Source organism: Komagataeibacter diospyri, from assembly GCF_006538165.1.
Taxonomy (GTDB): domain Bacteria; phylum Pseudomonadota; class Alphaproteobacteria; order Acetobacterales; family Acetobacteraceae; genus Komagataeibacter; species Komagataeibacter diospyri.
In genome coordinates this window covers 95694-119818 of the sequence record NZ_BDLU01000024.1, presented here as the reverse complement: position 1 = coordinate 119818, position 24125 = coordinate 95694, and the positions used below count along the sequence as shown (strand labels likewise).

At 57.7% G+C, this 24125-nt stretch carries 20 protein-coding genes and 1 pseudogene; 15 read left to right on the top strand and 6 right to left on the bottom strand.

All coding sequences use genetic code 11. From position 1 onward, the window contains the following. Positions 1-79: 79 nt before the first annotated feature. Positions 80-325, top strand: a pseudogene (locus tag MSKU9_RS03935) (integrase core domain-containing protein); the annotation flags it as partial. Between the two features lie 126 nt (positions 326-451). On the opposite strand, the gene MSKU9_RS03930 reads toward MSKU9_RS03935, so the two are convergent. The 4 genes from MSKU9_RS03930 to hutI form a co-directional block, all read right to left on the bottom strand. Continuing rightward, on the bottom strand, positions 452-832 hold the full coding sequence (locus MSKU9_RS03930) for an IS630 transposase-related protein (RefSeq protein ID WP_039733252.1): 381 nt from the start codon (positions 830-832) through the stop codon (positions 452-454). Positions 833-920: 88 nt separating this feature from the next. Further along, positions 921-1913, bottom strand: a complete 993-nt coding sequence (locus MSKU9_RS03925; protein WP_141260032.1) for an IS481 family transposase — start codon at positions 1911-1913, stop codon at positions 921-923. 49 nt (positions 1914-1962) lie between these two features. Further along, the gene (locus MSKU9_RS03915) at positions 1963-2304 is read right to left on the bottom strand and encodes an amino acid permease (protein WP_227002364.1); all 342 of its coding nucleotides are present in this window, start codon (positions 2302-2304) and stop codon (positions 1963-1965) included. Between the two features lie 130 nt (positions 2305-2434). After that, a complete protein-coding gene (gene hutI, locus MSKU9_RS03910; protein ID WP_141260031.1) occupies positions 2435-3670 on the bottom strand; it encodes an imidazolonepropionase in 1236 nt (411 codons plus the stop codon). Positions 3671-3786: 116 nt separating this feature from the next. On the opposite strand from hutI, the gene MSKU9_RS03905 reads away from it, so the two are divergent. The 7 genes from MSKU9_RS03905 (at position 3787) to MSKU9_RS03875 (ending at position 12082) form a co-directional block, all read left to right on the top strand. Next, on the top strand, positions 3787-5157 hold the full coding sequence (locus tag MSKU9_RS03905) for a formimidoylglutamate deiminase (RefSeq protein ID WP_141260030.1): 1371 nt from the start codon (positions 3787-3789) through the stop codon (positions 5155-5157). A 17-nt stretch (positions 5158-5174) separates the two neighbouring features. Continuing rightward, positions 5175-5999, top strand: a complete 825-nt coding sequence (gene hutG, locus MSKU9_RS03900) for an N-formylglutamate deformylase (protein WP_141260029.1) — start codon at positions 5175-5177, stop codon at positions 5997-5999. Between the two features lie 31 nt (positions 6000-6030). Continuing rightward, the gene (locus MSKU9_RS03895) at positions 6031-7053 is read left to right on the top strand and encodes a zinc-dependent alcohol dehydrogenase (RefSeq protein ID WP_141260028.1); all 1023 of its coding nucleotides are present in this window, start codon (positions 6031-6033) and stop codon (positions 7051-7053) included. After that, positions 7053-7811: an SDR family NAD(P)-dependent oxidoreductase gene (locus tag MSKU9_RS03890; protein ID WP_141260027.1), complete on the top strand. Its 759-nt coding sequence runs from the start codon at positions 7053-7055 to the stop codon at positions 7809-7811. Before MSKU9_RS03895 ends, MSKU9_RS03890 begins: the two co-directional genes overlap by 1 nt. A gap of 172 nt (positions 7812-7983) precedes the next feature. Further along, the gene (gene hisD, locus MSKU9_RS03885) at positions 7984-9306 is read left to right on the top strand and encodes a histidinol dehydrogenase (RefSeq protein WP_141260026.1); all 1323 of its coding nucleotides are present in this window, start codon (positions 7984-7986) and stop codon (positions 9304-9306) included. A 29-nt stretch (positions 9307-9335) separates the two neighbouring features. Then, positions 9336-10619, top strand: a complete 1284-nt coding sequence (locus MSKU9_RS03880) for a hypothetical protein (RefSeq protein ID WP_141260025.1) — start codon at positions 9336-9338, stop codon at positions 10617-10619. Between the two features lie 62 nt (positions 10620-10681). Then, the gene (locus tag MSKU9_RS03875) at positions 10682-12082 is read left to right on the top strand and encodes a purine-cytosine permease family protein (RefSeq protein WP_141260024.1); all 1401 of its coding nucleotides are present in this window, start codon (positions 10682-10684) and stop codon (positions 12080-12082) included. Here the strand turns inward: MSKU9_RS03875 and MSKU9_RS03870 are convergent. Beyond that, on the bottom strand, positions 12075-13694 hold the full coding sequence (locus tag MSKU9_RS03870) for an amidohydrolase (RefSeq protein ID WP_141260023.1): 1620 nt from the start codon (positions 13692-13694) through the stop codon (positions 12075-12077). The two genes, MSKU9_RS03875 and MSKU9_RS03870, sit on opposite strands and share 8 nt — an antisense overlap. A 352-nt stretch (positions 13695-14046) precedes the next feature. Between MSKU9_RS03870 and argE the strand changes: the two genes are divergently transcribed. Beyond that, positions 14047-15210, top strand: a complete 1164-nt coding sequence (gene argE, locus MSKU9_RS03865; RefSeq protein ID WP_141260022.1) for an acetylornithine deacetylase — start codon at positions 14047-14049, stop codon at positions 15208-15210. Between the two features lie 11 nt (positions 15211-15221). On the opposite strand, the gene MSKU9_RS03860 is transcribed toward argE, so the two are convergent. Next, positions 15222-16139 (bottom strand): LysR substrate-binding domain-containing protein, encoded by a 918-nt coding sequence (locus MSKU9_RS03860; RefSeq protein ID WP_141260021.1) that lies wholly within the window; start codon positions 16137-16139, stop codon positions 15222-15224. Positions 16140-16243: 104 nt separating this feature from the next. Between MSKU9_RS03860 and MSKU9_RS03855 the strand changes: the two genes are divergently transcribed. The 6 genes from MSKU9_RS03855 to MSKU9_RS03830 all read left to right on the top strand — a co-directional run bounded on the left by MSKU9_RS03855 (position 16244) and on the right by MSKU9_RS03830 (position 24098). After that, complete coding sequence (locus MSKU9_RS03855; protein WP_141260020.1) at positions 16244-16921, top strand: DUF1028 domain-containing protein; 678 nt, start codon at positions 16244-16246, stop codon at positions 16919-16921. Positions 16922-17127: 206 nt separating this feature from the next. Beyond that, positions 17128-17595 (top strand): flavin reductase family protein, encoded by a 468-nt coding sequence (locus MSKU9_RS03850; RefSeq protein WP_227002363.1) that lies wholly within the window; start codon positions 17128-17130, stop codon positions 17593-17595. Positions 17596-17610: 15 nt separating this feature from the next. After that, complete coding sequence (locus MSKU9_RS03845; RefSeq protein WP_141260018.1) at positions 17611-19080, top strand: 4-hydroxyphenylacetate 3-hydroxylase family protein; 1470 nt, start codon at positions 17611-17613, stop codon at positions 19078-19080. Next, complete coding sequence (locus MSKU9_RS03840) at positions 19080-19499, top strand: RidA family protein (RefSeq protein WP_141260017.1); 420 nt, start codon at positions 19080-19082, stop codon at positions 19497-19499. The genes MSKU9_RS03845 and MSKU9_RS03840 overlap by 1 nt, the downstream gene beginning before the upstream one ends. A 450-nt stretch (positions 19500-19949) precedes the next feature. Further along, positions 19950-22214 (top strand): TonB-dependent receptor, encoded by a 2265-nt coding sequence (locus MSKU9_RS03835; protein ID WP_227002362.1) that lies wholly within the window; start codon positions 19950-19952, stop codon positions 22212-22214. Positions 22215-22481: 267 nt separating this feature from the next. Continuing rightward, a complete protein-coding gene (locus MSKU9_RS03830; RefSeq protein WP_141260015.1) occupies positions 22482-24098 on the top strand; it encodes a GMC family oxidoreductase in 1617 nt (538 codons plus the stop codon). Positions 24099-24125: the final 27 nt, after the last annotated feature.

Below are 24125 nucleotides of genomic sequence, written 5' to 3'. Positions count from 1 at the left end.
TATCTTTATCAATGCTCATGCGGGGGCTCCTCTTCGAGCAGATTATCACTGCACCGCACAAAATTCAGGATAGTCCCGTAGTGTTGGGGATTCCTATGATAACGCCCTGGCCGAGACCATAAATGGTCTCTACAGAACCGAACTCATCTATCGGCAGGGGCCATGGAAAAACAGGGAAGCTGTTGAACTGGCCACACTCAGATGGGTGGACTGGTTCAATAATCGCCGCATGCTTTCATCCATTGGAAACATCCCCCCGGCAGAAGCTGAGGCTCGCTTTTATGCTCAGCAGAAATCACATGCTTTAGCCGCCTGGTTCAGATAAAAAACGTCTCCACAAAACCCGGGGCAATTCATGTTGGTCTTGGCCCAGGTTTCGTCGATAAAGACCAGACGGGTGGGATCTATGTTGGCCTGATAGCGCTTCCAGAACCTGCGCTTGCGCGCGACGTCAGGCCGGTCCTGCTCGTAGGGCAGCACGCTTTTTTTTGAAGCTGATCCCTTCGGATTGGAAAAAGCGTGAAAGCATGCCCGTGTCGGCCTGAACGCCACGCTCCTCGCGCAGTCGGATCGATAGCGCCGCGAGGGTGATATCAGGCTCGGCATCAATGATGGCCAGCAGCCAGACCCGTTCAGGTCTGGTTTTCGAGGGACGATGCCCGCCCGTGCCGGCACAGCACCGATCCCCGACGCGTCTTGCGCGCTGAACCCATTTGATCGCTGAAGCATCGCTCACGCCGAAGCGCCGCGCCGCTGCCCGGCAACTCATGCCGTCTTTCTCCACCGCATCAATTACACGGTCTCGTAAATCCTGCGAGTAGGCTTTCGGCATGAAGGCTGGCCTCCTTCGCCAGTCTTCATCTTGAATCACATCAGACACCCTTTGGGAATCCTATGATTCAATCTATTCGCAGCGCGCTCTAGATGTTTAGTCCCAGGATTTGATGGTGCGGATTTTGCATGAACCGTGATGGTTCTTTTTCCCATTGCTGGCAAATAAATTCATATGGAGTGAGGCCGCGCAGTGTCTTGAGCCTGCGGGCGAAATTATAGGCAGCGACGAAGTCTGCGAGGTGCTGGCGCAACTGGTCGTGCGTTTCGTAATAGAAGTGCTTGACCGTTGCCTCCTTGATCGTGCGGTTCATCCTCTCGACCTGGCCATTTGTCCAGGGATGTCGCGGCTTTGTCAGTCGATGCTCGATATCGAGATCAGCACAGGCCAGTTCAAAAGAATGGCAACGGAACTGGACGCCATCGGCCCGCATGGCCTTGATCTCTTCCGGTGTCCATCCGTTTCCGGCCGGATCGGTAAAATGCGTGCCGTTATCGGTCAGCACGGTATGGATGCGATAGGGGACTGCAGTGGCCAAAGCACGCAGGAAGTCACCGGCAACACGACGTGTTGCTTTCTCGTGCAGTTGGACGAATGCGAATTTCGATGTCCGGTCAATCGCTACGAAGAGATAGAGGCGGCCCATTTCAGTGCAGACTTCGGCAATGTCGATATGAAAGTAGCCGATCGGATAGGTCTTGAACTTTGAACGCTTCGGCTTGTCGCCTTCGGTGTCGGGCAGGCGGCTGATCCCATGGCGCTGAAAACAACGATGCAAAGAAGAGCGCGTCAGATGCGGGATTGTCGCCTGGAGCGCGTAAAGGCAGTCATCCAGGGGCAATAATGTATGGCGGCGGAACGCCACGATGATGGCTTCCTCCTCGATCGACAAAACCGTCGAAAGAGGAGCTTTCGGACCAGTGCGCCGATCCGCCGTATCGGGCCGCCCCTTCCATTTGGCTACCGTCTTCGGGTTGATCCCGTAGCGTTTCGCCAGAGCCCTCAGGCTCTCTTGACTATGTTGTATCGCTCGACGGACTGCCGCTGTCGTCGTGGCGCTTCCGTGGTGAACCTGGCCCATAGCGCTTCCTTCCACTCTCGTGAAAATAATGCACCATCAAATCCTGGGACTAAACATCTAGAGTCAGCACCCAGCCCACCATCCACGCCAGTCGCTCACCCATAACGGCATAGGTATAGGTGTAGGCCGATCCGGCAGTGGGCACCATGGACGCCAGTTCGGAATAACAGATCGCCGCGCACATGCAGATGAAACCGGCAAGGATGAAGCTTAACATCATGCCCGGACCCGCTTTCTGCGCGGCTTCGGAAGTCAGCACGAATATCCCGGTTCCGATGATACCGCCGATTCCCAGCATCGTGAGTTGGAAAGCCCCAAGCGACCGGTTCAGTGATTTCTTTTTGGCCGTCGCCAGGATTGCATCCAACGATTTTACACGATCAAACTTCATCCACCCGTTTTGCCCCTGACCCGGCCTTATACGCTTTCATGCGGAGCAGAACCTACGGATAAAATCGCCAAGCGCAAGCACTGGAAGGGAATGCGACCGTTCGTGCGGGGGTATCACATATCCGGCATTTCTATGTCGCGTCCGGCACACCATGGAAAACCCGGGTAACGGGGGTCAGCCCCCCGATCCAGTATGACAGTTCATGCGGGCCGCTGACGTTCCATGTTGCCATGTCCGCCACCATGCCGGTCGCCAGCCTGCCCCTGCTGTCCTGCAGGTTCAGGCCCTGCGCGCCGATGCGGGTAACTGCAGCCAGAGCTTCCGCCGGTGTCATGCGGAACAGGGTGCAGGCCATGTTCATCACGGCTGTCAGGCTGGTCACGGGGGATGTGCCGGGATTGCAGTCGCTCGCCAGTCCCACGGGCACCCCGTGTTTGCGGAACAGGGCGACCGGGGGCGCATGCTTTTCACGAATGAAGTAGAACGCGCCGGGCAGCAGCATGGCGACCGTTCCGGCCTGCGCCATGTCCATCACGCTGGCTTCACTGACATATTCCACATGGTCTGCGGACAGGGCGAGGTACTGCGCGGCCAAGCTGCCGCCACCGGTATCGGATAACTGGTCGGCATGGATGCGTACGGGCAATTGCAATTCCATGGCCCTGTCAAACAGCCTGCGGACCTGCGCGGGACTGAAAGCAATGTTTTCACAAAAGGCATCGACGCTATCGACCAGCCCTTCGGCTGCTGCGCGTGGCAGCACGACATCAATCAGGAAGGAGACGTAATCGTCCTGCCTGTCCGCATATTCGGGGGGAAAGGCATGGGCGCCAAGGAATGTTGTATGTACATATATGGGCAGGGCCTCGCCCAGTCGTCGGGCAACGCGCAACTGCTTGAGTTCATCTTCAAGCGTCAGACCGTAACCTGACTTGACTTCGATCGTGGTGGTGCCCGCGCGGATCATGCGCTGCGCGCGTTCCATGGCAAGGGAGAGGAGGGTCTCCTCACTCGCCGCGCGTGTGTTGGTGACGGTGGACAGGATGCCACCACCCTGCCGGGCAATTTCAGTATAGGAAACGCCATTCAGCCGTTTTTCAAACTCGGTACTGCGATCACCCGCATAAATGATGTGGGTATGTGCATCAATCAGGCCCGGCGTCATCCAGTGGCCATGGCCATCAATAACCGTGTGGGCCAGCGTATCGGGTGCGGCGGGCAGGTCCGCGCGCGCGCCAATCCAGACAATCCGGCTGCCGTTTGTGGCAATGGCGGCATCATGACTGCACCCGTACGGATCATCCGATGCTTCATGGGCGGGCATCATCGTCGCGATATTCAGGTTGATCCAGAGTCTGTCCCACATCGTACGTTTTCCTTCGTTCTCCACGTTCTGTAGATAAGTATATACAAATAAGTCAAATCTGTTATCAATCCATAACAAAACGCAGGATTACCTGCCTATCAGGCATGAGAGTGGAAATGGTCACGATTTTTGCAAGACAGGCCATGCTGCCCATCGGGTGGCGCAGCAATGTGCGGATTGAAGTGGGAATGGATGGCTGCTTTTCCGCCATAGTGCCAGATTCTTCTCCCGATCCTTCCGTATTATGCGCGGATATTGTCATTCCCCCACAATACAGCCTGCATTCCCATGCATTCCAGCGCGCTATGGCCGGCCTTGCGGAAGGGCGAAGCAACCCGTCCGATACATTCTGGACATGGCGCAGGGCCATGTACCGTCTGGCTGACAATGTGACGCCGGAACAGATGCAGGATATTGCTACATTCCTGTATATGGAAATGCTGGAACGCGGTTATACGCAGGTTGCCGAATTCCATTACCTGCATCATGGCAGGGGTGGCACGCCGTATGCCGACCGTGCGGAAATGTCGCTGCGTATCGTGCAGGCCGCGCGAAACGTGGGCATGGGCCTGACCCTGTTGCCGACATTATATGCCCGGTCGGGTTTCGGAGCGCCGACGACGCTGCCCCAGCAGCAGCGTTTCGCCAACACGCTACAGACCCTGGCAGATATCGTCAGTCGAGTGCGGCAGGCAGGCGACCATGCCATGCCTCCCATTGTCGGGGTCGGGCTTCATTCCGTCCGCGCCGTTGACATTCGTGAGGTGGGGAAGGCAGTCGACCAGATGGCGGCTGGCGCACCGATCCATATCCACGTGGCCGAACAGCAGGCCGAAGTTGCGGAATGCCTGCAGGCAACCGGTGCGCGGCCTGTGGAATACCTGTTTGATCATGTGACGGTCGATGCGCGCTGGTGCCTTGTGCACGCCACGCACTTGTCAGCAACCGAAACGACATTGATCGCCCGGAGTGGCGCCGTGGCTGGCCTGTGCCCGATTACGGAAGCCAATCTGGGGGACGGACTTTTTCCCTTCCCGGATTGTGTGGCGCAGGGTGGGCGTTTCGGTATCGGCAGCGACAGCAACATACTGATCAGCCCCGGCGAGGAACTGCGCCTGCTTGAATACGGTGCACGTCTTGACCGCCAGCAGCGCTGTGTCTGCCTGCCGGAGGGGGAGATGGGTTCGGTTGGTGGCTACCTGTACCGTGCGGCATTCGAAGGCGGCCGTCAGGCCTGTGGCCTGCCGCCATCTGGGCTGGTCGTAGGGGCGCGGGCTGATCTGTGCGTGCTGGACCCGGAAAAACTGTCCCTGCCGGAACTGCAGGGGGACAGGATTCTCGATTCAGCCATTTTTGCCTGTCCCACGCTGCCTGTGCGTGATGTGATGTGTGCGGGGCAGTGGGTTGTGCAGGACGGTCGCCATCCCGATCATGACGGCATTACCCGTAATTTCCATCGCGCCCTGGCGATGCTGGTAGCTGAATGAAAGGTTACGATCATACGATGACCAATCTTCTTTCGGATTTCCCGGTATTCGATTTCCAGCCCGGCCATGTGCCCGTCCTGCTGACTCTGCCCCATTCGGGCACGGACCTGCCCCCCGGCATGGCAGCGCGCATGACCCCGTATGGCCAGCAGCTGCCTGATACGGACTGGTATATTGACCAGCTTTATACAGCCCACGCGCGTGAACGCGGCATAGGGGTCATCCGTGCACGTTATTCGCGTTATGTGGTGGACCTTAATCGTGGCGCGGATGACGCCATCCTGTATCCGGGGCGGCCCAGTACCGGGCTTGTCCCCAGCCTGGCATTTGACGGCACGCCGATTTATCAGGCCGGGCAGGAACCGGACCAGAACGAGATTCACGACAGGACCGCCGCGTTCTGGAAACCTTATCATGATGCGGTCGGTCAGGAACTCGAACGGCTGAAGTCGCAGCATGGCTGGGCAGTGTTATGGGACGGACATTCCATCCAGACCCATATTCCCCGGCTGTTTGAAGGCCGTCTACCTGACCTGAATATCGGCACCAATAGCGGTGCATCCTGCGACGGACTGCTTCAGGACCGGATCAAGGCCCATGCAGAAAGCCTGTCCGGCTACACCCATGTCGTGAATGGCCGTTTCCGCGGGGGGTACACCACCCGGCATTATGGGCAGCCGGACCGGGGTTTTCATGCCGTGCAGATGGAAATTGCCCAGAGTACCTACCTCCAGCGGGAAGAAGCCCCATGGCCGCTGGATGAAACAGCCTTTCGCAAGCTTTCCACAGCCATGGCAGGATTTCTTGACACCGTTCTGGACTGGACACCGCAGGTTCGGTGACTAGCAGAATACCACGCTAAAGAGGTGGCAGATGCAGGCAGCACGTTTATACGGAATTGAGGATATCCGCATCGAAACGGTCCAGGCACCGGCAGAACCGGGTCCGGATCAGGTGCGCATACGGGTCATGGCCGCCGGGATATGTGGCTCGGATCTGCATAACTTCCGCACGGGTCAGTGGATGACCCGTACCCCTGTCACGCCGGGACATGAGTTTTCCGGCGAAGTCATGGCAGTCGGCCCCGGCGTGACCGGCTTCCGGTCCAGGGACCGCGTGGTAGCGGATTCCAGGGTAGGGTGTGGGACATGCCACGCCTGCCAGCAGGGGCGGAGCAACCTGTGTGCCAGTCTGGGATTTGTGGGCGAGGTCTGTGATGGCGGGTTTGCAGGGGAAGTGACACTTCCGGCCCGTCAGTTGCACCGCATTCCCCCGGACATGCCGTTCTGGCTGGCGGCCCTGGCGGAACCCCTGTCCGTGGCGGTTCATGCCATAAACCGGCTTGCCCCCGATTCGGGTATGCCGGTCGTGGTCTGTGGTGGGGGGACTATTGGCGGCCTTGCCGCACTGGTGCTGTCTGAACGGCATGATGGCCGGGTCTACCTGGTCGAACGCGATCCGCAACGCGTGCGCCTGTTGCAGGAAACCTGTGGCGTGTCGCCCGTGGCGCTGGATGCCATCGGCCCCCTTGTTGATGGTCAGGCACCACGCTTCATGCTGGACACCACGGGATCGGTTGCGGTGGCGGGACATCTGCTGGACCACGCCGCGCCTGGGGGGCGACTGGTTCTGGCCGGACTGACCGCGACAAAGCTCAATCTCGACCTGAACCTTATTGTCGAGCGTGAACTGGAGGTGCGCGGCGTCAGCGCCTTTGCCGATGAAATGCCGCAGGCCATCGCCCTGTTGCCAGACCTGCGCGAACGTCTGAAGGCTTTCGTCACCATGATACAGGGGGTGGAGCAGATACCGGATGTCTATGGGGAGCTGCTGGCACAACAGCGTACAGGTCTGAAAACACTGATCTTTCCCCATCCCGTTGCGGAGGAAGCATAATGAAAAACCCGTTCTGTGTCCGTGGTCGCGTCATTGTCGTGACGGGGGGCGGTCGTGGCATTGGCCGGGCGGTGGCATTGCATCTGGCAGGGCAGGGCGCGCAGGTGTTTATCTGTGGCCGTTCTGTAGCACCCTTGCGTGAGACCTGCGACATCGCGCGGGATGATGGTCTGGAAATGGACCATTTTATCGTGGATGTCGCCAGTACTGACGATATTGAACGGGCTTTTCATGACCTCTGCGCAAGAGGTCTCCACATCGATGCATTGGTGAACAATGCCGGCATGGAAGAACTGCGTCCCGCCACGGATGCGGATGACGCATTGTGGGACAGGATTGTCGATACCAACCTGCGCGGGGCGTTTTTCTGTGCATTGCATGCGGCGCGCGGGATGCGGGTGGGTGGGGCAATCGTCAATCTGTGCTCACTGGCGTCCGCGGTTGGTATTCCGGGGGCGGTGCCATACGGTGCCTCAAAATCCGGTCTGCTGGGTGTGACGCGCGGGCTGGCCACGGAATGGGGGCCAAAGGGTATCCGGGTCAATGCGGTGGGGCCGGGATATTTCCGTACGGAAATGACGGAACCCTTTTTTCGTGATGAAAAATGGCGTGAGACAATGATGCCGCGCATTCCGCTGGGACGGTTTGGAGAACCTGCGGAACTGGGGGGCATTGTGCAGTTCCTGTGCTCGGATGCTGCAGCCTATGTAAACGGTCAGATCCTGTATGTGGATGGGGGTTTTCTGGCTGCCATCTGAAGGTTGTATATATATGTATGATATTATCGTTGCCCATTCGTTTTGAAGTTGATATGAATCGGATGAACAGGGCCAGACAGATCTGTAGTGCGTGGCAGGGGACAGATATGGTTTTTTGCCCGGCTACGGTTGTCACTCGCCTATAATGCGTTGCCTGAGTGGAAGCGACCAGATGAACAAGACTGTCAATTTTGTCGATTTGCGGAATGCTAAAAATATTCCCGCCCACCTTCTTGACCGTACGGAAGCCGACCTTGGCCCGTATCTGGAACGCGTCAAGCCGATTATCGAGGCTGTCCGGACCGAAGGTGACGCAGCCCTGCGCCGTTTTGCGCAGGCCTATGACGGCGTGACCGTTCCGGACATGAGCATCCGCGCCACGGAGGAGGAGTTTGAAACCGCCTTCCGCGAAATGGATCCCGAACTGATCCGTTCAATTGAATATGCAATTGGCAATATCCGCAAATTCCATGAGGCCCAGAAGCCCGAGGATAGCTGGATGATCGAGGTCCAGCCCGGCGTATGGGCAGGAGACCGGAATGTCGCCATTGAATCGGTGGCCTGCTACGTGCCGCGTGGCAAGGGTGCGTTTCCCAGCGTCGTGAACATGACCGCCATTCCGGGCATTGTGGCCGGTGTGCCGCGTCTGGTCATCATCACGCCGCCTGCGCCGGATGGGCGCGTGGATGCGGGCACGCTTGTCGCCGCGCGCCTGATTGGCGTGACTGAGGTTTACAAATGTGGTGGTGCGCAGGGTGTGGCCGCCGTGGCGTATGGCACGGAAACCGTCCCGGCCTGCATGAAGATCGTGGGACCGGGCAGCCCGTATGTCGTCGCGGCAAAGAAGCTGCTTTCCCATATCATTGATCCTGGCGTGCCCGCAGGCCCCAGTGAGGCGATCATCCTGGCCGATGACAGTGTTGATCCCGAACTGGCTGCGCTGGATCTGGTTATTGAATCCGAACATGGGCCGGATTCTTCCGCCTGGCTGGTGACGGACAGTCCGCGCGTTGCGCAGGGCGTGAAGGAAGCCCTGCCCGGTCACTGGCAGCAGATGGACGCCAAACGCGCCGAATTTTCATCCACCGTCCTGTGCGGGGCGTATGGCGGCATCGTGTTGACGTGCGATTTTGATGCGGCAGTGGAATTCACCAATGCCTATGCCCCTGAACATCTTGAAATCCTGACACAGGATCCGATGGCTGACCTTGGGCGTATCCGTAACGCGGGCGAGGTACTGCTGGGCAACCACACACCCGTCAGCCTTGGTAATTATGTCATTGGTCCCAATGCCGTGCTGCCAACCAACCGGGCCGCGCGCACGCATTCGCCGCTTTCCGTGCATGATTACATGAAACGGATGTCGTTCGCCCGTGTATCCGCGCGCGGATACAAGGAAATGGCAGCCCATACGCACCGCTTTGCATCGTATGAAGGGTTTTCCGGCCATGCGCGCGCGGTATCTTCCGCCCGTCCTCTACCCAAAAGCCAGTAAACCGCCCGTTGTGAACAAAGGCTGTATTCATGAATGACTCAGCATCCGCACAGGCGCTACAGGCCTTCCGTGCGAAAGACGTAACGCGGACATGCACGATCCTTTCCGACCTGATACGGGAAGAATTCGGTCTACGGGTCAGCAACATCACGCTGGGGAATGATGGATACAGCCTGAATTCCGTAAACGGCTTCCTCACGATCCCAACGGGAGAAGAATACTTCTTCAAGTTCCATCATGAGGAAAATGAGGAAATTACCCTTCAGGAATTCTATCGTGGGGAAGTCCTGCGCGACGCTGGTTACCCGATCGACATGCCGGTTTATGTGTCGCGCGCAGTCGGTCGGCAGATACTGCTTTATACAAAACGGTCAACGCCACGACTGGCGGATCTGTGCCGTACATATGACGCGACGGATGCGGATATCAGACCAGTCGTTGCGGCGCAGCGTGAGCTTGATGCGCTGACGGCACGCATTTACCGCGAAACCTTCCACCCGATATCCGAAGCCGAATGCGCAACCGAACCCTTTCACCAGCTATTCCACCATCGCCTGACAACCGATGACAGGCAGCTTGGGGCGCGGGCAGCACGTTTTTTCGCATCGGGCCGTACATTTGCGTTTCCGGGTGTAAGTGTTGCCGATCACGCGCTACTTGACATGAAGTGGCGCATCAACGGGGTGATGTATGCCGATACGCTACGGACCGTGCTAGAACGCAGCATGCGGCTGCTTTCCCCACGCATGCTGGCCCGTTTTGGCGGGGTTACGGCGCATGGGGATGCGCATAACGCCAATGTGTGGTGGGAAGGGACGGGCAGGAGCCTGACCTTCTTTGACCCGGCCTTTGCCGGGCAGGATATTCCTGCCATCATGGCGGAGGTCAAGGCGACCTTCCATAACATCTTCGCCCATGCAGACTGGTTGTATCATCCCCATGACCTGCCCGCTGACATGGTGACCCATGCCAGCATGACGCCTGACGGCATACTGGATGTCACGTCGGGGTGGGAAATGAACGACCTGCGGCGCGCCTTTCTGGATTCCAAGGCGGTGCTGCTGTGGCGTCCGCTGCTGAAGCATATGCGCGCCATGGGGCAACTGCCAGCCGACTGGCGTGCGACGATCCGGTGTGGCCTGTTCTGCTGCCCTACGCTGGTAATGGATCTGTGCGCTGATGGGGCTGGTGGCCATACGCCGCTTTCATCCCTGACGGGGCTGGCGGTTGCTGTCATGTGCGGCAGTGAATCCGTGCCACCAAGGCAGGATGTGGTCAGCCGCTTCCTTGATGCAATTGATCCCGGAAATTAGAAATATCATTTCGGAACCAATCTGATAACAGTGATCCCCTGTTATTGAAGGAGTTGCCGTATATGGACATTGACGCACCATTGCGCAATTCGGTTCTGGCCGTTGAGGAAGATACGATTTTCCCCATACCGGCAGACCGGCGCCGGGGAAATACGCGTGGGCTGTGTCTGGTCTGGCTGGGGGCGAACCAGAACATACTCGCGATCCTGACAGGCCTGATCTACTGCCAGGTCTGTCATCTTTCGCTGTTCTGGGCGGCCCTTGCCATTCTGGTCGGCAATGGGGTGGGGGGCATGTTCATGGCCCTGCACGCCGCGCAGGGGCCGCATCTGGGTATTCCGCAGATGCAGCAGACACGTGGTCAGTTCGGGGCCTATGGGGCGCTGCTGGTCATTGTTGTCGTCATTGTCATGTATGTGGGGTTTACGGCGACATTGCTGGCCATCGGACGTGAACAGGTGCAGCAGGCCCTGGGCGGTCCACCACACCAGTTACCCGTCTATGTCCTGGCTGCAGCCATCCTGTCGCTGTGTATTGTCGGGCATGGGTGGATTGAACGTTTTGTGGTTGGCTTTACCTATGTGGCAGCTACGGCGTTCTTTGCCCTTGCGTCTTTTTTCCTGTTTTACCTGCATGCCCTGCCGGTCCAGCCGTTGATGGCGGTTCCCGGCATGCATGATTTTGTGGCGGCTGTCTCGATCGGGGTGCTGTGGCAGGTAGCGTATGCACCGTATGTATCGGATTATTCGCGTTATCTGCCAGCCGATACACCCGAACGCGATGCATTCTGGTCGTGCATGACGGGCAGCATCATTGGAACTGCGGTCCCTACCTTTCTGGGGGCCTATATCGGTAGTACCGCATGGGCTGGGAATTTCTATACCGCGATCCAGGTGCATTATGCGCTGCCGGCCTATGTCCTGCTTGGCATTGTCCTGATTTCGATCACGGTTTCATGCACGATGCAGATCTATTGCGCGGCCCTGTCCTGCATGACCCTGTTTTATACCATGTGGCCGACCTGGCGGCCTTCGGCGCGCAGTCGCGGGCTGCTGGCGGGTGGGCTGCTGCTGCTGTCCGTACTGCTGACCATCATGCTGAGCGGCGACATACTGCATATCCTGAACAGCTTCATTGAATTCCTGCTGGCGGTCCTGTCCCCGTGGACGGCAATCAATCTGGTTGATTATTACCTGATCCGGCATGGCGATTATGATATCCGGTCCTTTTTCCAGCATGATGGCGGCATATACGGGCGTTTCAACCGACCGGCCATTTTCTGTTACATCATGGGTATTGTTGTGCAGGTACCCTTTATTTCAAATGATCTGTATTCCGGCCTGATGGCACGGCAGATGGACGGGGTTGACCTGTCATGGGTGGTGGGAATCCTGCTGCCCGGCCTGGCTTACTGGCTGATATGCCGACAGTCGGATGCCCCCGCGCGCCCTGTCGTCAGATAAGATCGTGCACAATACGGCCTGCCGTGACCGTCAGCATGCATTTCAGGTCCGGCAGGCTGTCCGGATCCATCCCGAAGGGGTTGCCCGACAGCACGGCAATATCCGCGCGGTAGGCCAGTGCAATACGACCTTCATACCGTTCCCGTCCGGCGGCCACCGCTGCCTTGCTGGTATAGCTGTCGAATGCTTCGGGCAAGCTGATTGCCTGTGTCGGGATCCATGCTTCTGATGCAGGTGCCCCGATGGGACGGCGCAGGACGGCCTTGCGCAGCCCGCGCAGGGGATCAAGGGATACAATCGGCCAGTCCGTCCCGAACGCCAGCATGCTATCCGCATCCAGCAGCGCGCGCAGCGGGAATGCCAGTTGCGCGCGATTGTCCCCCACACGTTTTTTCCATACCCCTTCCATGCCCATCCATTCATCGGCTGGCGCAATCATGACTGGCTGCATGCTGGCAATGGTGGAAGTGCTGGCAAAGCGGGTAATATCATCGGGATACGGCAGTTCGGCATGTTCCACGCGGATACGCGCACGGTTCGGGCTGTTGCCTGCGATTTCTGCCGCATCAAGGGCCAGATGGATCGCGCCCGGCCCGATGGCATGGGTCCATATGTCCAGCCCGTTTTCCACGCCGGTCCGAACCGCATCAATATAGGCCGTGCGGTCCCATAGCAGGGTACCGCGTGCATCAGGCTGGTCCGCATATCCTTCGGGCATGTAGCCGGTATGGGATTCCAGCACGCCATCAAGGAAGAACTTGATGCCGTCCAGGCGCACCATGGCATTGTCATAGCGTGCACGCAGGTCCAGTGCTTCGCGCAGGCGCTGCGGCGTCAGGCCGGGATCGGGTTCTATTTCCGTCATCATCCCGATGCGGACCGGCAGCGTGCCTGCCGCATCCCGCGCCGACAGCAGCGGCAGGTAGGCTTCGTCATACGCGGCACTCTGCATACGGGTGATGCCCAGCCGGGATGCCGTATCCAGCACCAGACCCAGCGCGTGATCCATTTCCGGTCGGGTCATGGGCGGGATATGGCTGGTGACAAGGCTGACAGCGTCTTCCTTCAGCCAGCCCGATGGCGTGCCATCGGCGCGGCGGACGATTTCACCATTTTCCGGGTCGGGGGTATCGCGGGTAATCCCGGCAATTTCCATGGCACGCGAATTCGCCCATGCTGCATGCGCCATGCCCGATGTCAGGATTACCGGACGGTCTGGCAGGATGCTGTCAATCATGCGCGCATCGAATTCGCCATCGGGCAGGTCGGGATAGCCATAGCTCCATTCCAGACCGCGGATCCATGGCGTGTCGGGATGTGCCGCCGCCCATGCCGCCACCCTTTCCAGCAGGGCCTTCATGGTCCGTACATCCCGCAGCCCGATGGCGGAAAGATAGTCAGCGGCCATGGCAATATGCATGTGGACATCAATAAAGCCCGGCATCAGGAACATGCCGCCCAGATCACGGATGACGGTTGTCGGGACACATTGCTCCATGATGTCGGATGATGTGCCGATCGCCACGATATGTCCGTCCATGATGCCGACTGCATTGACGGGTGGGGCATGGCCGTGAATGTCAGCATTGATGATGGCAAGGTCGAGGGGCATGGATCTGTTCCTGAGGTGGAAATATGGTGTGATTAGAGCATATTGTTTCTTGAATGTAAGGGTATGCCATGGCCGCTGACGACACGTCGGTTCACGAACCGGCGGTAACAGGCAAGCCAGACCTGCTGACAGAATGAATCAGTGAATAGCATATTGTTTTCAATTGGTTGGTTGTGCCGCTTCCGCCGGTTTGAGAACAATGCGGGCAGAGGCATGGTGCCATTGTCAGGCCCGTTGCCTTACATGGATGCAGCCCATCGGAAGTTTCTCTCTTTGGCATAGAAACTTCCGAGCAGGCGATGCCTCCGGACTGTCTTACGATAAGGTGCATGGCCCTGATGATGGAGCGAACATGACATCCCTGCTGCATGACAGTAATCCGACCGTTGCAGCCCTTGCGCATCTGGTTGCATGGCCGACCCTGAGCAGGGAAAGTAATCTTGACCTGATCGAATGGTATGCGCAGCAGTTCCGTGCGGTGAACGCCACCCTTACGGTCGTGCGGCATGATGAGACGGATCGTTATGGCCTGTTTGCCACGATCGGACCAGACACTGGACAGGGTATTGTCCTGTCCGGTCACAGTGATGTTGTGCCGGTGCAGGGGCAGGCATGGACGTGCGACCCATTCAGCCTGACGGATCGCGACGGAAAGCTGTTTGCGCGCGGCAGCAGTGACATGAAGGGTTTTCTGGCCTGTATGCTGACTGCGGCACGATATGCGGCTAACAGAGAATTGCGGCGCCCCCTGCATTTCGCCATTTCCTGTGATGAGGAAATCGGCTGCGTGGGCGTGCGTTCCCTTCTGGCGTTTCTGCGTGAACACGCAATCACGGCGCAGGGCTGTATCGTGGGAGAGCCAACCGGTCTGCAGGTAGCCGTAGCCCATAAGGGAAAGGTGGCCGCACGCATCATATGCCACGGCCGCGCGGCGCATTCCGCCAATCCCATGCTGGGGTGCAACGCCATCCAGATCGCAGCACGCATGGCACAGGAAGTCGCGCGCATCCAGGTGGAGATGATGGATGCCCCGACACAGGATCCGTCATTTGAGGTGCCATTCAACACGGCACAGGTCGGGTTGATAAATGGCGGGGTTGCGCTGAATATCGTCCCCGATCGGTGCGAACTGCAGTTCGAAATGCGTCTGCTGCCCGGACAGTCTGCTGATATATGGCTGAAGCAGTTGCGCGAACGCGCAGCGGTTGTGGTGGCCGATTATCCCGGTGGGGCAATCGATTTCGAAATCACCAATGAATATCCCGGCCTTGTGTCCGAACCGGATACCGCCATCCGTAATATTGCCCTGCAGGCCAGCCAGCATAATGCGGTGACCACCATCGGCTTCGGGACGGAAGCGGGACTGTTCCAGCAGGAACTGACATTGCCCACCGTGATATGCGGCCCCGGATCAATTGACCGTGCCCATAAGGCGGATGAATACATTACCCGTGATGAACTGGCTGCGGGCGACGCCTTTCTGGCCCGTATTGTTGATACGTTGTGCGTGGCGTAAGGCGGCTGGCCCTAGTCGCTGCCCGGCAGGGGCTTTCCCGCAAGCAGTTCACGGCATACCTGCAGGAAGGCCGTCGCCCGCGCCGTCTGCCGTATGTTCGCGATCGTGGCCGTACCATACAGCAGCGGCTGGGGTGTGTCCTTGAGCGCAAGATAGGCCAGCGGCCTGCCATCCAGCGCTGCCTTGTTGCGCGGGCGCGCATTGGCCAGACTGTAGCCTTCGCCGCGCGCAACCAGCGAACGGATGACATCAATGCTCTGGAACCGTCCCATTATGCTGGGCACGATGCCCGCATGGGAAAACAGGGACAGGAAATAATCCCGTGACAGCGGCAGGTCCAGCAACAGGAAGGGTTCGTGTTCCAGTTCCGACAGGACGATATGCCGCCTGCGGGCCAGACGGTGCTGTGCCGATACAAAGGCAAAGGGAGGCAGGGCGGCCAGCGGGAAAAAATCAAGATCCTGCGGCATGTTCAGGTCATAGGCCAGCATGGCGCAGATTTCGCCATTGCGCAGCTTTTCAATCAGTTCACTGTGATGGCCGGCGATAATGCGCAGTTGGGCATCGGGGTGGCGGGTTTCGAATTCCTGCAGCAGGTCCGGCACGATCAGGGAATACAGCGTTGCCATGCAGCCCACTTCAATCAGGCCACTGACCTGCCCCGACAGGCCGGATGCGGTCATGTCCAGTTCGGTGGCATGAAGCAGCAGGTTACGGGATTCACGCAGGAAGCTGTGGCCTTCCTGTGTCAGGGACAGCCCGGCGGCATGGTGGCGGATGAACAGGGTAATCCCGAACACGGCCTCAAGCTGGGCGATGGCGGCGGAAATGGATGGCTGGGAGATATGAACCCGCCTGGATGCTGCAGTAATCGACCCCGTTTCGGCAGCCGCGACAAAATATTCGATCTGTTTCAGTGTGAAACGCATGGGGTGGCTCCGGCTGCTGTGTCTGTCACGACGGGACCAGGGACCGCATGGCGGCAGGTGGCGCCGGATCGGATGAAACAGGATAAAAAAGGAAAGGCAGGATCATGACATTTTCCATCGTTGCGCATTGCGCGCGCACCGGGCAGTTCGGGGTGGCGGTCGTATCGTCGTCGCCCGCCGTGGCGGCCCGCTGCGCCTATGCCCGCGCGGGCGTGGGGGCGGTCACGTCGCAGAATGTAACTGACCCGCGACTGGGGCCAATGGCTCTCGACCTGCTGGAACGCGGACTGACACCCGCTGAATGCCAGGTTGTCATGGCCCGCGTCGCAACCCATGCACCATACCGGCAGATGACCTTTATCGACAGCAGTGGCCACGGGGCCGCATGGTCTGGCGACAGCACGCTGGGCACCCATGCCGAAGCCTTTGGCAAGAATATCGTATCCGCCGGCAACCTGCTGGCCAATGCGGATGTGTCGGCAGCAATTGTTGCTGCGTTTGAAAAGGGCGACCCGTCCCTTGAACTGGGGGAGCGGATACTGCTGGCATTGCAGGCTGGTGCGGATGCGGGCGGCGAAGCCGGACCTGTCTATTCCGCTGGCATGCTGGTGGTTGACCGTGAACAGTGGCCGCTTGCGGATCTGCGGGTGGACTGGGGCGAAAATCCGGTCGCGCGTCTGACGGAACTGTGGGCTGTATGGAAACCCCAGATGTATGATTATGTCCAGCGTGCGCTGCATCCCGCCCAGGCCCCTTCATATGGTGTGCCGGGAGATGAGTAGAGCATTGCAATAACCTTTGATCAATCATTATTGCTTCGGTTTTTCTGAGGTGCATCTTCGATATATATTTCTTTAGCGGAATGAATCTCCGTTCGAATATCCCATGGTCATAAGCACTGGTTTTCGGGAGACGTGCCATATCCACCCAGACATCGGTATCACAACATGGGCAGGGATCATCCGAACGTGAACAGTTTGTCGCGGCCATGGGGCATGTTGCAGCTCCCGTGGCCGTGATCACCACGGACGGCCCCGCCGGGCGGTTGGGCATTACCGTCAGTTCCGTCACATCCGCGTCCGCTGATCCGCCAATGATGATGGCGTGCATCAACCGGCGCAGTCCGGCTTTTGCCGCCATTATCGAAAATGGCTGTTTCGTCATCAATATGCTGTCGCACGACCATGTCGGGGTGGCGGAAAACTTCGCTGGCCGGGCCGGGGTCTTCCCAGCATTCGATTTCGGCTGTGCGGCCTGGAAGCCGGGGCAGGCAGGGGGATGGCTGCTTGACGGGGCGCTGGCATCCTTTGACTGCACCCTCGAACAGTCCGTCGATGTCGGGACGCACAGGGTGATTATTGGTGGCGTCCAGCATACCTATCTGCAGCCCGCAATGACGCTGCTGCATTTCCGTCGGGCATTTCACCGGCCGGAACCCGTTCTTCATAATTCTTGAGCAGGAAGATAATTCATGATCCGTACAGGACAGCAGTATCTGGACTCCATCCGTGATGGCAGGCGGATATGGATGAATGGCGAACGGGTGAAGGATGTCACGACGCATCCGATGTTCAGGCCCATCGTTTCCATCCGTGCGCGGATGTATGACATGCAGCATGAAGCGGCTTTCCGTGACCGACTTGTCTATACGGATGACAAGGGAAATGAAGCCCCGCTGGCCCTGCAGTTGCCCCATACGCAGGAAGACTGGAAGGCGAAGCGTATCGCCACTGACACCGTGCTGGATGAAGTAGGAGGCATCGTCACGCGTGTCGGTGACGAGACGATTGGCGAGATGTGGTCCCTGTATGACGGGCAGGATATCCTGAACGAGGTCAATCCCCAGTTCGCGGAAAATATCCGTCATCACGTGCATAAGGCGATGTATGCGGACCCGTTCCATGTCTCGGCCAATACAGACCCCAAGGGGGACCGTTCCAAGCGGCCGCAGGACCAGGATCCGGACATGCTGCTGCATGTCGTGCGCGAAACGGATGCGGGCATCATTGTCCGTGGCGCCAAGTATGAAACGGCGGCGGCTTACGCCAACCAGGCATTCACCAAGCCCACCATTGCCAACTGGGGTGATGCCGAACTGTCTGATTACGCGGTCGGGTTCATCTGTGATTTTTCCTCGCCCAACCTGAAATTCATCTGTCGCACCGGATTTGCCGGGCGCGCGCCGATCGAGGATTATCCGCTGTCCAACCGGTATGACGAGGTCGAAGCCCTTGTCATTTTCGATGACGTGCTGATCCCGTGGGAAAACGTGCTGTTCTACCGGCACACCAAGGCTGCAACCTTCATCCGCGCGACACTGCATCGCTACAGCGCGTTTGCCTTTGTGCAGCGTAACCAGAAGCTGGCCGACATGATGATCGGCGCCGCCATGTTCAACGTGCGCCAGACCGGACTGGACCGCCAGCAGGCGGTGCAGGAGAAACTGGCGACCCTTGCCTGTTACCGTGAAGGGATCAATGCCCACCTGACGGCGTCCATTGCCATGGCGGAAGAAAGCCCCGGTGGCCTGCTCATGCCCAACCAGTCGCTGCTTATGGCCGGGCGTGTGCTTGCATGTTCCAAGCTGCATGAAATGATGCACCTGACGCGCGAACTGTGTGGTGGGCAGATCTGTGTCACGCCGGATGTGGCGACATTCCGTGACCCTGAAACTGCACCATGGATGGAAAAATTCTATTCCATCAATGAAACATGGCCGGCCGAGGACCGGCGCAAGCTGCTGGCCTATGCCCGTGACATGCTCAATTCCGATTATGCTGGCCATCGTCTGACATTCCAGCTGTTTGCGCAGGCCCCGCCGTTTGCGCATCTGGCTGCGGTCTATCGTAACTTTGACTGGAACGGCGCACTGGAATTCGTGCAGCGTTCAGCCGGGCTGAGCGAAGGTGTGTTGCAGCAGGGCAAGGGAGGGAGCAAATAATGCCAGATCAGGTAACACATAAGCGGATCCGCTGTTTCAACACGCGTGATACCTATCCCGAACAGAACCTGGACAATGACCTGTGCCAGGCTGTCGTCGCGGGGCAGACGGTTTATGTACGCGGTCAGGTGCCGCAGGATCTTGATACGCGTGAAAATGTTGCGGTCGGCGATCCGGTGGGCCAGGCTGAAAAGGTAATGGACAATATCGAACTGCTGCTGAAGGAAGCCGGTTCTGAACTGTCCCATATCTGCAAGGTTACGGTGTACCTGACCGATATCCGTTACCGGGAAGCAACATATCGTGTTCTGGGGCGGCGTATGAAGGGGGTCTTCCCCGTTTTCACGGGGCTGGTAGTTGTGGCGCTGGCTCGTCCGGAATGGCTGATCGAGGTGGATGTTATCGCCGTCATTCCGTAAAACATTTATACATCAGAGTTTTTTATCAGGGCTGCTGTTGTTGGTACGACAGCAGCCCTGAGCGTTTGTGGCAAATATTTCAACGAATGATTATATAACAGTCAGGATAATTGCTAAAATGCAACGTGTCCCGATAAATGTATGGACAGCCCATATCGATACGTTTGGGATGCAGGAATTCTGTTGCGTTACCATTACGGAAACATAATAATGCACCAATGATATCTCTGCTTGTACATACATGCGGTTATGTGTCCGGCCCTAGGTCGGAAAAGTCAGCAGACACATGCATGGCGCATGTTGCTGGTACAAGCAGATATTTTTCCTGTCGTGATTTCTAAAGGGGGCAGTATGCGCAGACGTTCGACTGGCTTGACTGTATGTATGATACTGTCATCAACATTCCTGACTAATGGACTGCGTCTGCACATGGCCCATGCGGGCGATACCGTGCAAAAAAATTCTGTCAATGCAAAGTCGACGGCCGCATCCGGTGGCAAGACGACGGCGGTCAGGGCAGGGGACTCGACGGTCAATACGGGCATCAATGCCACCGGTGCGGGTGAACAGTTGCATGTTACGCGTACGCGTTCATATGGGGGCCTGATCCGTAACGAAACGGCGGCAAAATCGGTCAGTACCGTGTCCCATGATTATATTGCCAAGCAGGCGCCTGCATCCAACGCGCTGGCGCTGGTGGCCATGTCGCCGGGTGCAAACGTGTCCATGGGTGACCCGTTTGGTGTCAGTGATGAATCCGATATCAATGTCCGCGGTCTGAACCAGCAGGAAATTGGCTTCACCTTCGAAGGGGCGCCAATGAACGATCCGGATGACTATACCCCCAATTCGTCCGAATGGGTCGATAGCGAGAACATGGACAACGTCCAGCTGCAGCAGGGCGCCCCCAGCATCGAAACCCCCACCACCACGTCATCCGGTGGTACCATGGCCGTCAAGATGCGTGGCCCCAAGCATACCCGTGGCGGCGAATTCGATGTCAGTTACGGCACGCACCAGATGAACCGCCAGTTCATCCGGTATGACAGTGGGGATATCGCCAATACCGGTCTGCGGGCATTTGCGTCCTTTTCCGACCTGACCAGTCGCGCCTGGCGTGGTCCGGGGCGGAACAACCGCTGGCATGTGGACTACAAGCTGATCAAGGAATGGGGTGACGGGAATTACATTTCCCTGTCCGGTTCCTACAACAATGAACATACGGCGTGGTACAGCACCCCGACCCTGAGCGACTGGAACAAATACGGGCTGAAGAACAACCCTAATGACATGCAGGGCAAGTATAGCTTTGGCGAGGCGAATTATTACAAATCCTACGCCACCAGCTGGACCGATTATTTCCTGAGCGCACCTTCGCACTTCAAGCTGGCGCGTAATCTGACACTGGACGTAACGCCCTATTATTACCACGGCAGCGGAAACTATCCCTTTGGTGTGACAACAGTTCCGACAACCGGGCCGTATTATAACGGAACATCGGCCAATTCTTCACCGCTGGCCGGGAATAACTATTCCGAGGATGGTCAGACCGCGGCAATCCAGAACTGGATTGGCGTGGAAGGCTATACAGGATTCAACTCCACCCTGCATTACAAGGTGGCCAACCATGATCTCGTTTTCGGGTACTGGTATGGCTATACCGACATGCATGTTGATGAACCGCTTAGCGGGCTGGATGCGTCCGGCAATTCAACGGGCTACCTGCGTCAGCAGGATGGCACCACGCTGAATGAATGGTCCTATCACACCATTACCCAGACGAATGCGCTGTATATTGGTGATACCATGCATTTCCTGAACAGGAAGCTGACGCTGGATGTTGGTTTCAAGGAAGTCATGGCGGCACGAAACGGCACGCTGAACCAGCCCGGCCCGCAATACAACGCCAATTATTATTCGGCACAGCCCCTGCCGCGCATGTCCATCAGCTACAAGTTCAATCCGAAGATCATGGTCTTCGGCAACGTGACGACCAGTTACCGCCTGCCGCTGGGTTCCGCTTTCTACAACCAGTATAACAGCCCGTGGGATGGCGGGACGTATCAGACTGCGAACAAGAACCTGCATGATGAATACAGTGTGTCGGAAGAAGTGGGTGCGCGATACCATGACAATTGGATCACGGCGTCACTGACCCTGTTCAATTACAACTTCTCGCACCATCAGATTAACGAGTACATCGGTAACGTGCCGTATTATCAGGATGCGGGCAGCATGACGACGCGCGGTTTCGATGGTGAACTGGCGCTGCACCCCTGGCATCACATCACGCCTTACGGGTCGGTTGAATATCTGTATGCCCGTCAGGATTCCAACATTACAATGGACGGCGTGACCTATCACACGGCAGGCAAGATGGCGACCTCCGCACCCCGCTGGATGGCGGCGGCTGGCCTGCAATATGACGATGGTCGTTTCTTTGGCAGTGTTTCACTGAAATATGTGGACAAGGAATACGGCACGTTCATGAACGATGAACAGATTGCCGGCCATAAGCAGGTTGACATGATGATCGGTGCCCGTGCGCCGGATATCGGCTTCCTCAAGGCACCTTCACTGCGGCTGAACGTCATCAACCTGGCGGATCATCACTACCTGTCCGGGGTGTATAACACCGGACCGGTCGCGGGCACCGCGCAGTACTACACGGCGCCGAACTTTGCGTGTCTGGGAACATTCAGCACCGGTTTCTGATCCGTTGCATTTCATAAAGGGGTCATGCCTGCAGGCATGACCCCTTTTTTGTGGGGATGGATAGGTTTTGACTATCCATCCGGTACGTTTTTTGTTGTTGCCCTGTATTGGGCAAACATTACGATTTCAATGAACTGAAATACATACATGATATCAAAGGCTGTTTGAAAAAACAGGTCAGGAAGCGCCCTGCAATCATAAGCAAGGTTTTGGTGAAGCTTTTTCCAGGCAGCTTCTTATCATGATTGTGACAAGGTATGTAAATCGATGCGGCAGGCGTCCTTTCCTCGTGAATTTGACTATATCATTGTCGGGGGTGGCTCCTCGGGTTGCGTGCTGGCCAATCGGTTGAGCGCCGATCCGCGTAACCAGGTCTGCCTGATTGAAGAGGGGGGCAGTGATAACACGCCCCGTATCCAGATCCCCGCTGGTACCCTGACCCTGTATAAAAGCCGTAAACTGGCCTACCAGTTTTTCTCGGTGCCACAGGCTGATCTGGATAATCGCCGCATCCACGTGCCGCGCGGGCGGGGCCTGGGTGGTTCCAGCATAATGAACAGCATGATCTATATCCGTGGTGAGCGGTCAGATTATGATGGCTGGGCGGTACAGGGATGTACGGGGTGGGACTATGCCTCCGTCCTGAAATATTTCATGAAATCAGAACATGACTGCCTCGGCCTTGATCCCCGTTTTCATGGGACGGGAGGGGAACTGGATGTCACTACCCCGCGTGAGGCCAATCCCCTGTCACGCATGTTTATCAAAGCGGCCGAACAGGTCGGGCAGAAAGAAAATCCCGATTTCAATGGAAATACATTTGAAGGCGTGGGCATTTACAATGTCACGCAGCGCGATGGAAAACGGCTGAGCGCCTACCGCGCGTTCGTGCATCCGGTCCGTAATCGGCCCAACCTGCATATCCTGACGGGCATGACGGTCAAATCTCTGATTACCCGGCAAAACACGGTGCTGGGGGTCAATGTGGTCCATGGTGAACAACAGTTTGGCCTGTTTGCCCAACGGGAAACGGTGCTGTCCGCAGGAGCCATCGGCTCCCCTGTCATCCTCATGGCGTCGGGGATCGGACGGGGAAATGACCTGGTGGGGGCGGGGATATCCGTCATTCACGAATTGCAGGGGGTAGGACAGAACCTGCAGGACCATGTGGACGGTCTTGTCACGGTGCGTTCGGATGAGGCGCGCAGCCTCGGCTTTTCATGGCGATCACTTCCGGCCGTCCTGTCTTCCCCACATAAATATGCCCTGTGGCGCAAGGGGTGGCTGACAACCAATTACGTGGAGGCGGGCGGCTTCGCCCGTACGCCCCTGGCGGATGGCGTGCCGGATGTCCAGTTTCATTTCGTGCCAGGATTCCGTAGTCATCGCGGACGCCTGTTTGAAATGGGACATGGCTTTGCCATCCATACCTGCGTGCTGCGTCCGCGTAGCCGGGGCGAGATCCGTCTGGGCCAGAATGGCATGCAGGATATCCAGATCGATTTCCGCTTTCTGCAAGATCCCCGTGATGGACAGGTTCTGAAGGAAGGTATCTGTCTGGCGCGCAAGATCCTGGCGGCTCCGATCTTTGATGGCATTCGTGGGCGCGAAATGGCGCCTGGCCAGGATATCGTAACCGATGATGAACTGATGGCCTATATCAGGCGCGGCGCGAGCACTGTTTTCCACCCGGCCGGCACATGCCGGATGGGAACGGATGCAGACGCGGTCGTGACCCCGGACCTGAAGGTGAGGGGAATGACGGGGCTACGGATTGCCGATGCCTCGATCATGCCGACACTGGTTAGCGGCAATACCAATGCGCCCTGTATCATGATTGCTGAAAAAGCTGCCGATATGATCTTGTCAGACCGGCAGCGATAGACAGGCAGGGAACAGGCGCGGATTGAG

Bases quoted from the DNA above. Each gene is read 5' to 3' on its own strand.
- argE (WP_141260022.1), top strand. From the start codon at position 14,047: ATGACATCCCTGCTGCATGACAGTAATCCGACCGTTGCAGCCCTTGCG.
- MSKU9_RS03905 (WP_141260030.1), top strand. From the start codon at position 3,787: ATGGTCACGATTTTTGCAAGACAGGCCATGCTGCCCATCGGGTGGCGC.
- MSKU9_RS03870 (WP_141260023.1), bottom strand. From the start codon at position 13,694: ATGCCCCTCGACCTTGCCATCATCAATGCTGACATTCACGGCCATGCC.
- hisD (WP_141260026.1), top strand. From the start codon at position 7,984: ATGAACAAGACTGTCAATTTTGTCGATTTGCGGAATGCTAAAAATATT.
- MSKU9_RS03875 (WP_141260024.1), top strand. From the start codon at position 10,682: ATGGACATTGACGCACCATTGCGCAATTCGGTTCTGGCCGTTGAGGAA.
- MSKU9_RS03830 (WP_141260015.1), top strand. From the start codon at position 22,482: ATGCGGCAGGCGTCCTTTCCTCGTGAATTTGACTATATCATTGTCGGG.
- MSKU9_RS03850 (WP_227002363.1), top strand. From the start codon at position 17,128: ATGGGGCATGTTGCAGCTCCCGTGGCCGTGATCACCACGGACGGCCCC.
- MSKU9_RS03925 (WP_141260032.1), bottom strand. From the start codon at position 1,913: ATGGGCCAGGTTCACCACGGAAGCGCCACGACGACAGCGGCAGTCCGT.
- MSKU9_RS03880 (WP_141260025.1), top strand. From the start codon at position 9,336: ATGAATGACTCAGCATCCGCACAGGCGCTACAGGCCTTCCGTGCGAAA.
- MSKU9_RS03890 (WP_141260027.1), top strand. From the start codon at position 7,053: ATGAAAAACCCGTTCTGTGTCCGTGGTCGCGTCATTGTCGTGACGGGG.
- MSKU9_RS03930 (WP_039733252.1), bottom strand. From the start codon at position 832: ATGCCGAAAGCCTACTCGCAGGATTTACGAGACCGTGTAATTGATGCG.
- MSKU9_RS03915 (WP_227002364.1), bottom strand. From the start codon at position 2,304: ATGAAGTTTGATCGTGTAAAATCGTTGGATGCAATCCTGGCGACGGCC.
- hutI (WP_141260031.1), bottom strand. From the start codon at position 3,670: ATGTGGGACAGACTCTGGATCAACCTGAATATCGCGACGATGATGCCC.
- MSKU9_RS03855 (WP_141260020.1), top strand. From the start codon at position 16,244: ATGACATTTTCCATCGTTGCGCATTGCGCGCGCACCGGGCAGTTCGGG.
- hutG (WP_141260029.1), top strand. From the start codon at position 5,175: ATGACCAATCTTCTTTCGGATTTCCCGGTATTCGATTTCCAGCCCGGC.
- MSKU9_RS03860 (WP_141260021.1), bottom strand. From the start codon at position 16,139: ATGCGTTTCACACTGAAACAGATCGAATATTTTGTCGCGGCTGCCGAA.
- MSKU9_RS03840 (WP_141260017.1), top strand. From the start codon at position 19,080: ATGCCAGATCAGGTAACACATAAGCGGATCCGCTGTTTCAACACGCGT.
- MSKU9_RS03845 (WP_141260018.1), top strand. From the start codon at position 17,611: ATGATCCGTACAGGACAGCAGTATCTGGACTCCATCCGTGATGGCAGG.
- MSKU9_RS03895 (WP_141260028.1), top strand. From the start codon at position 6,031: ATGCAGGCAGCACGTTTATACGGAATTGAGGATATCCGCATCGAAACG.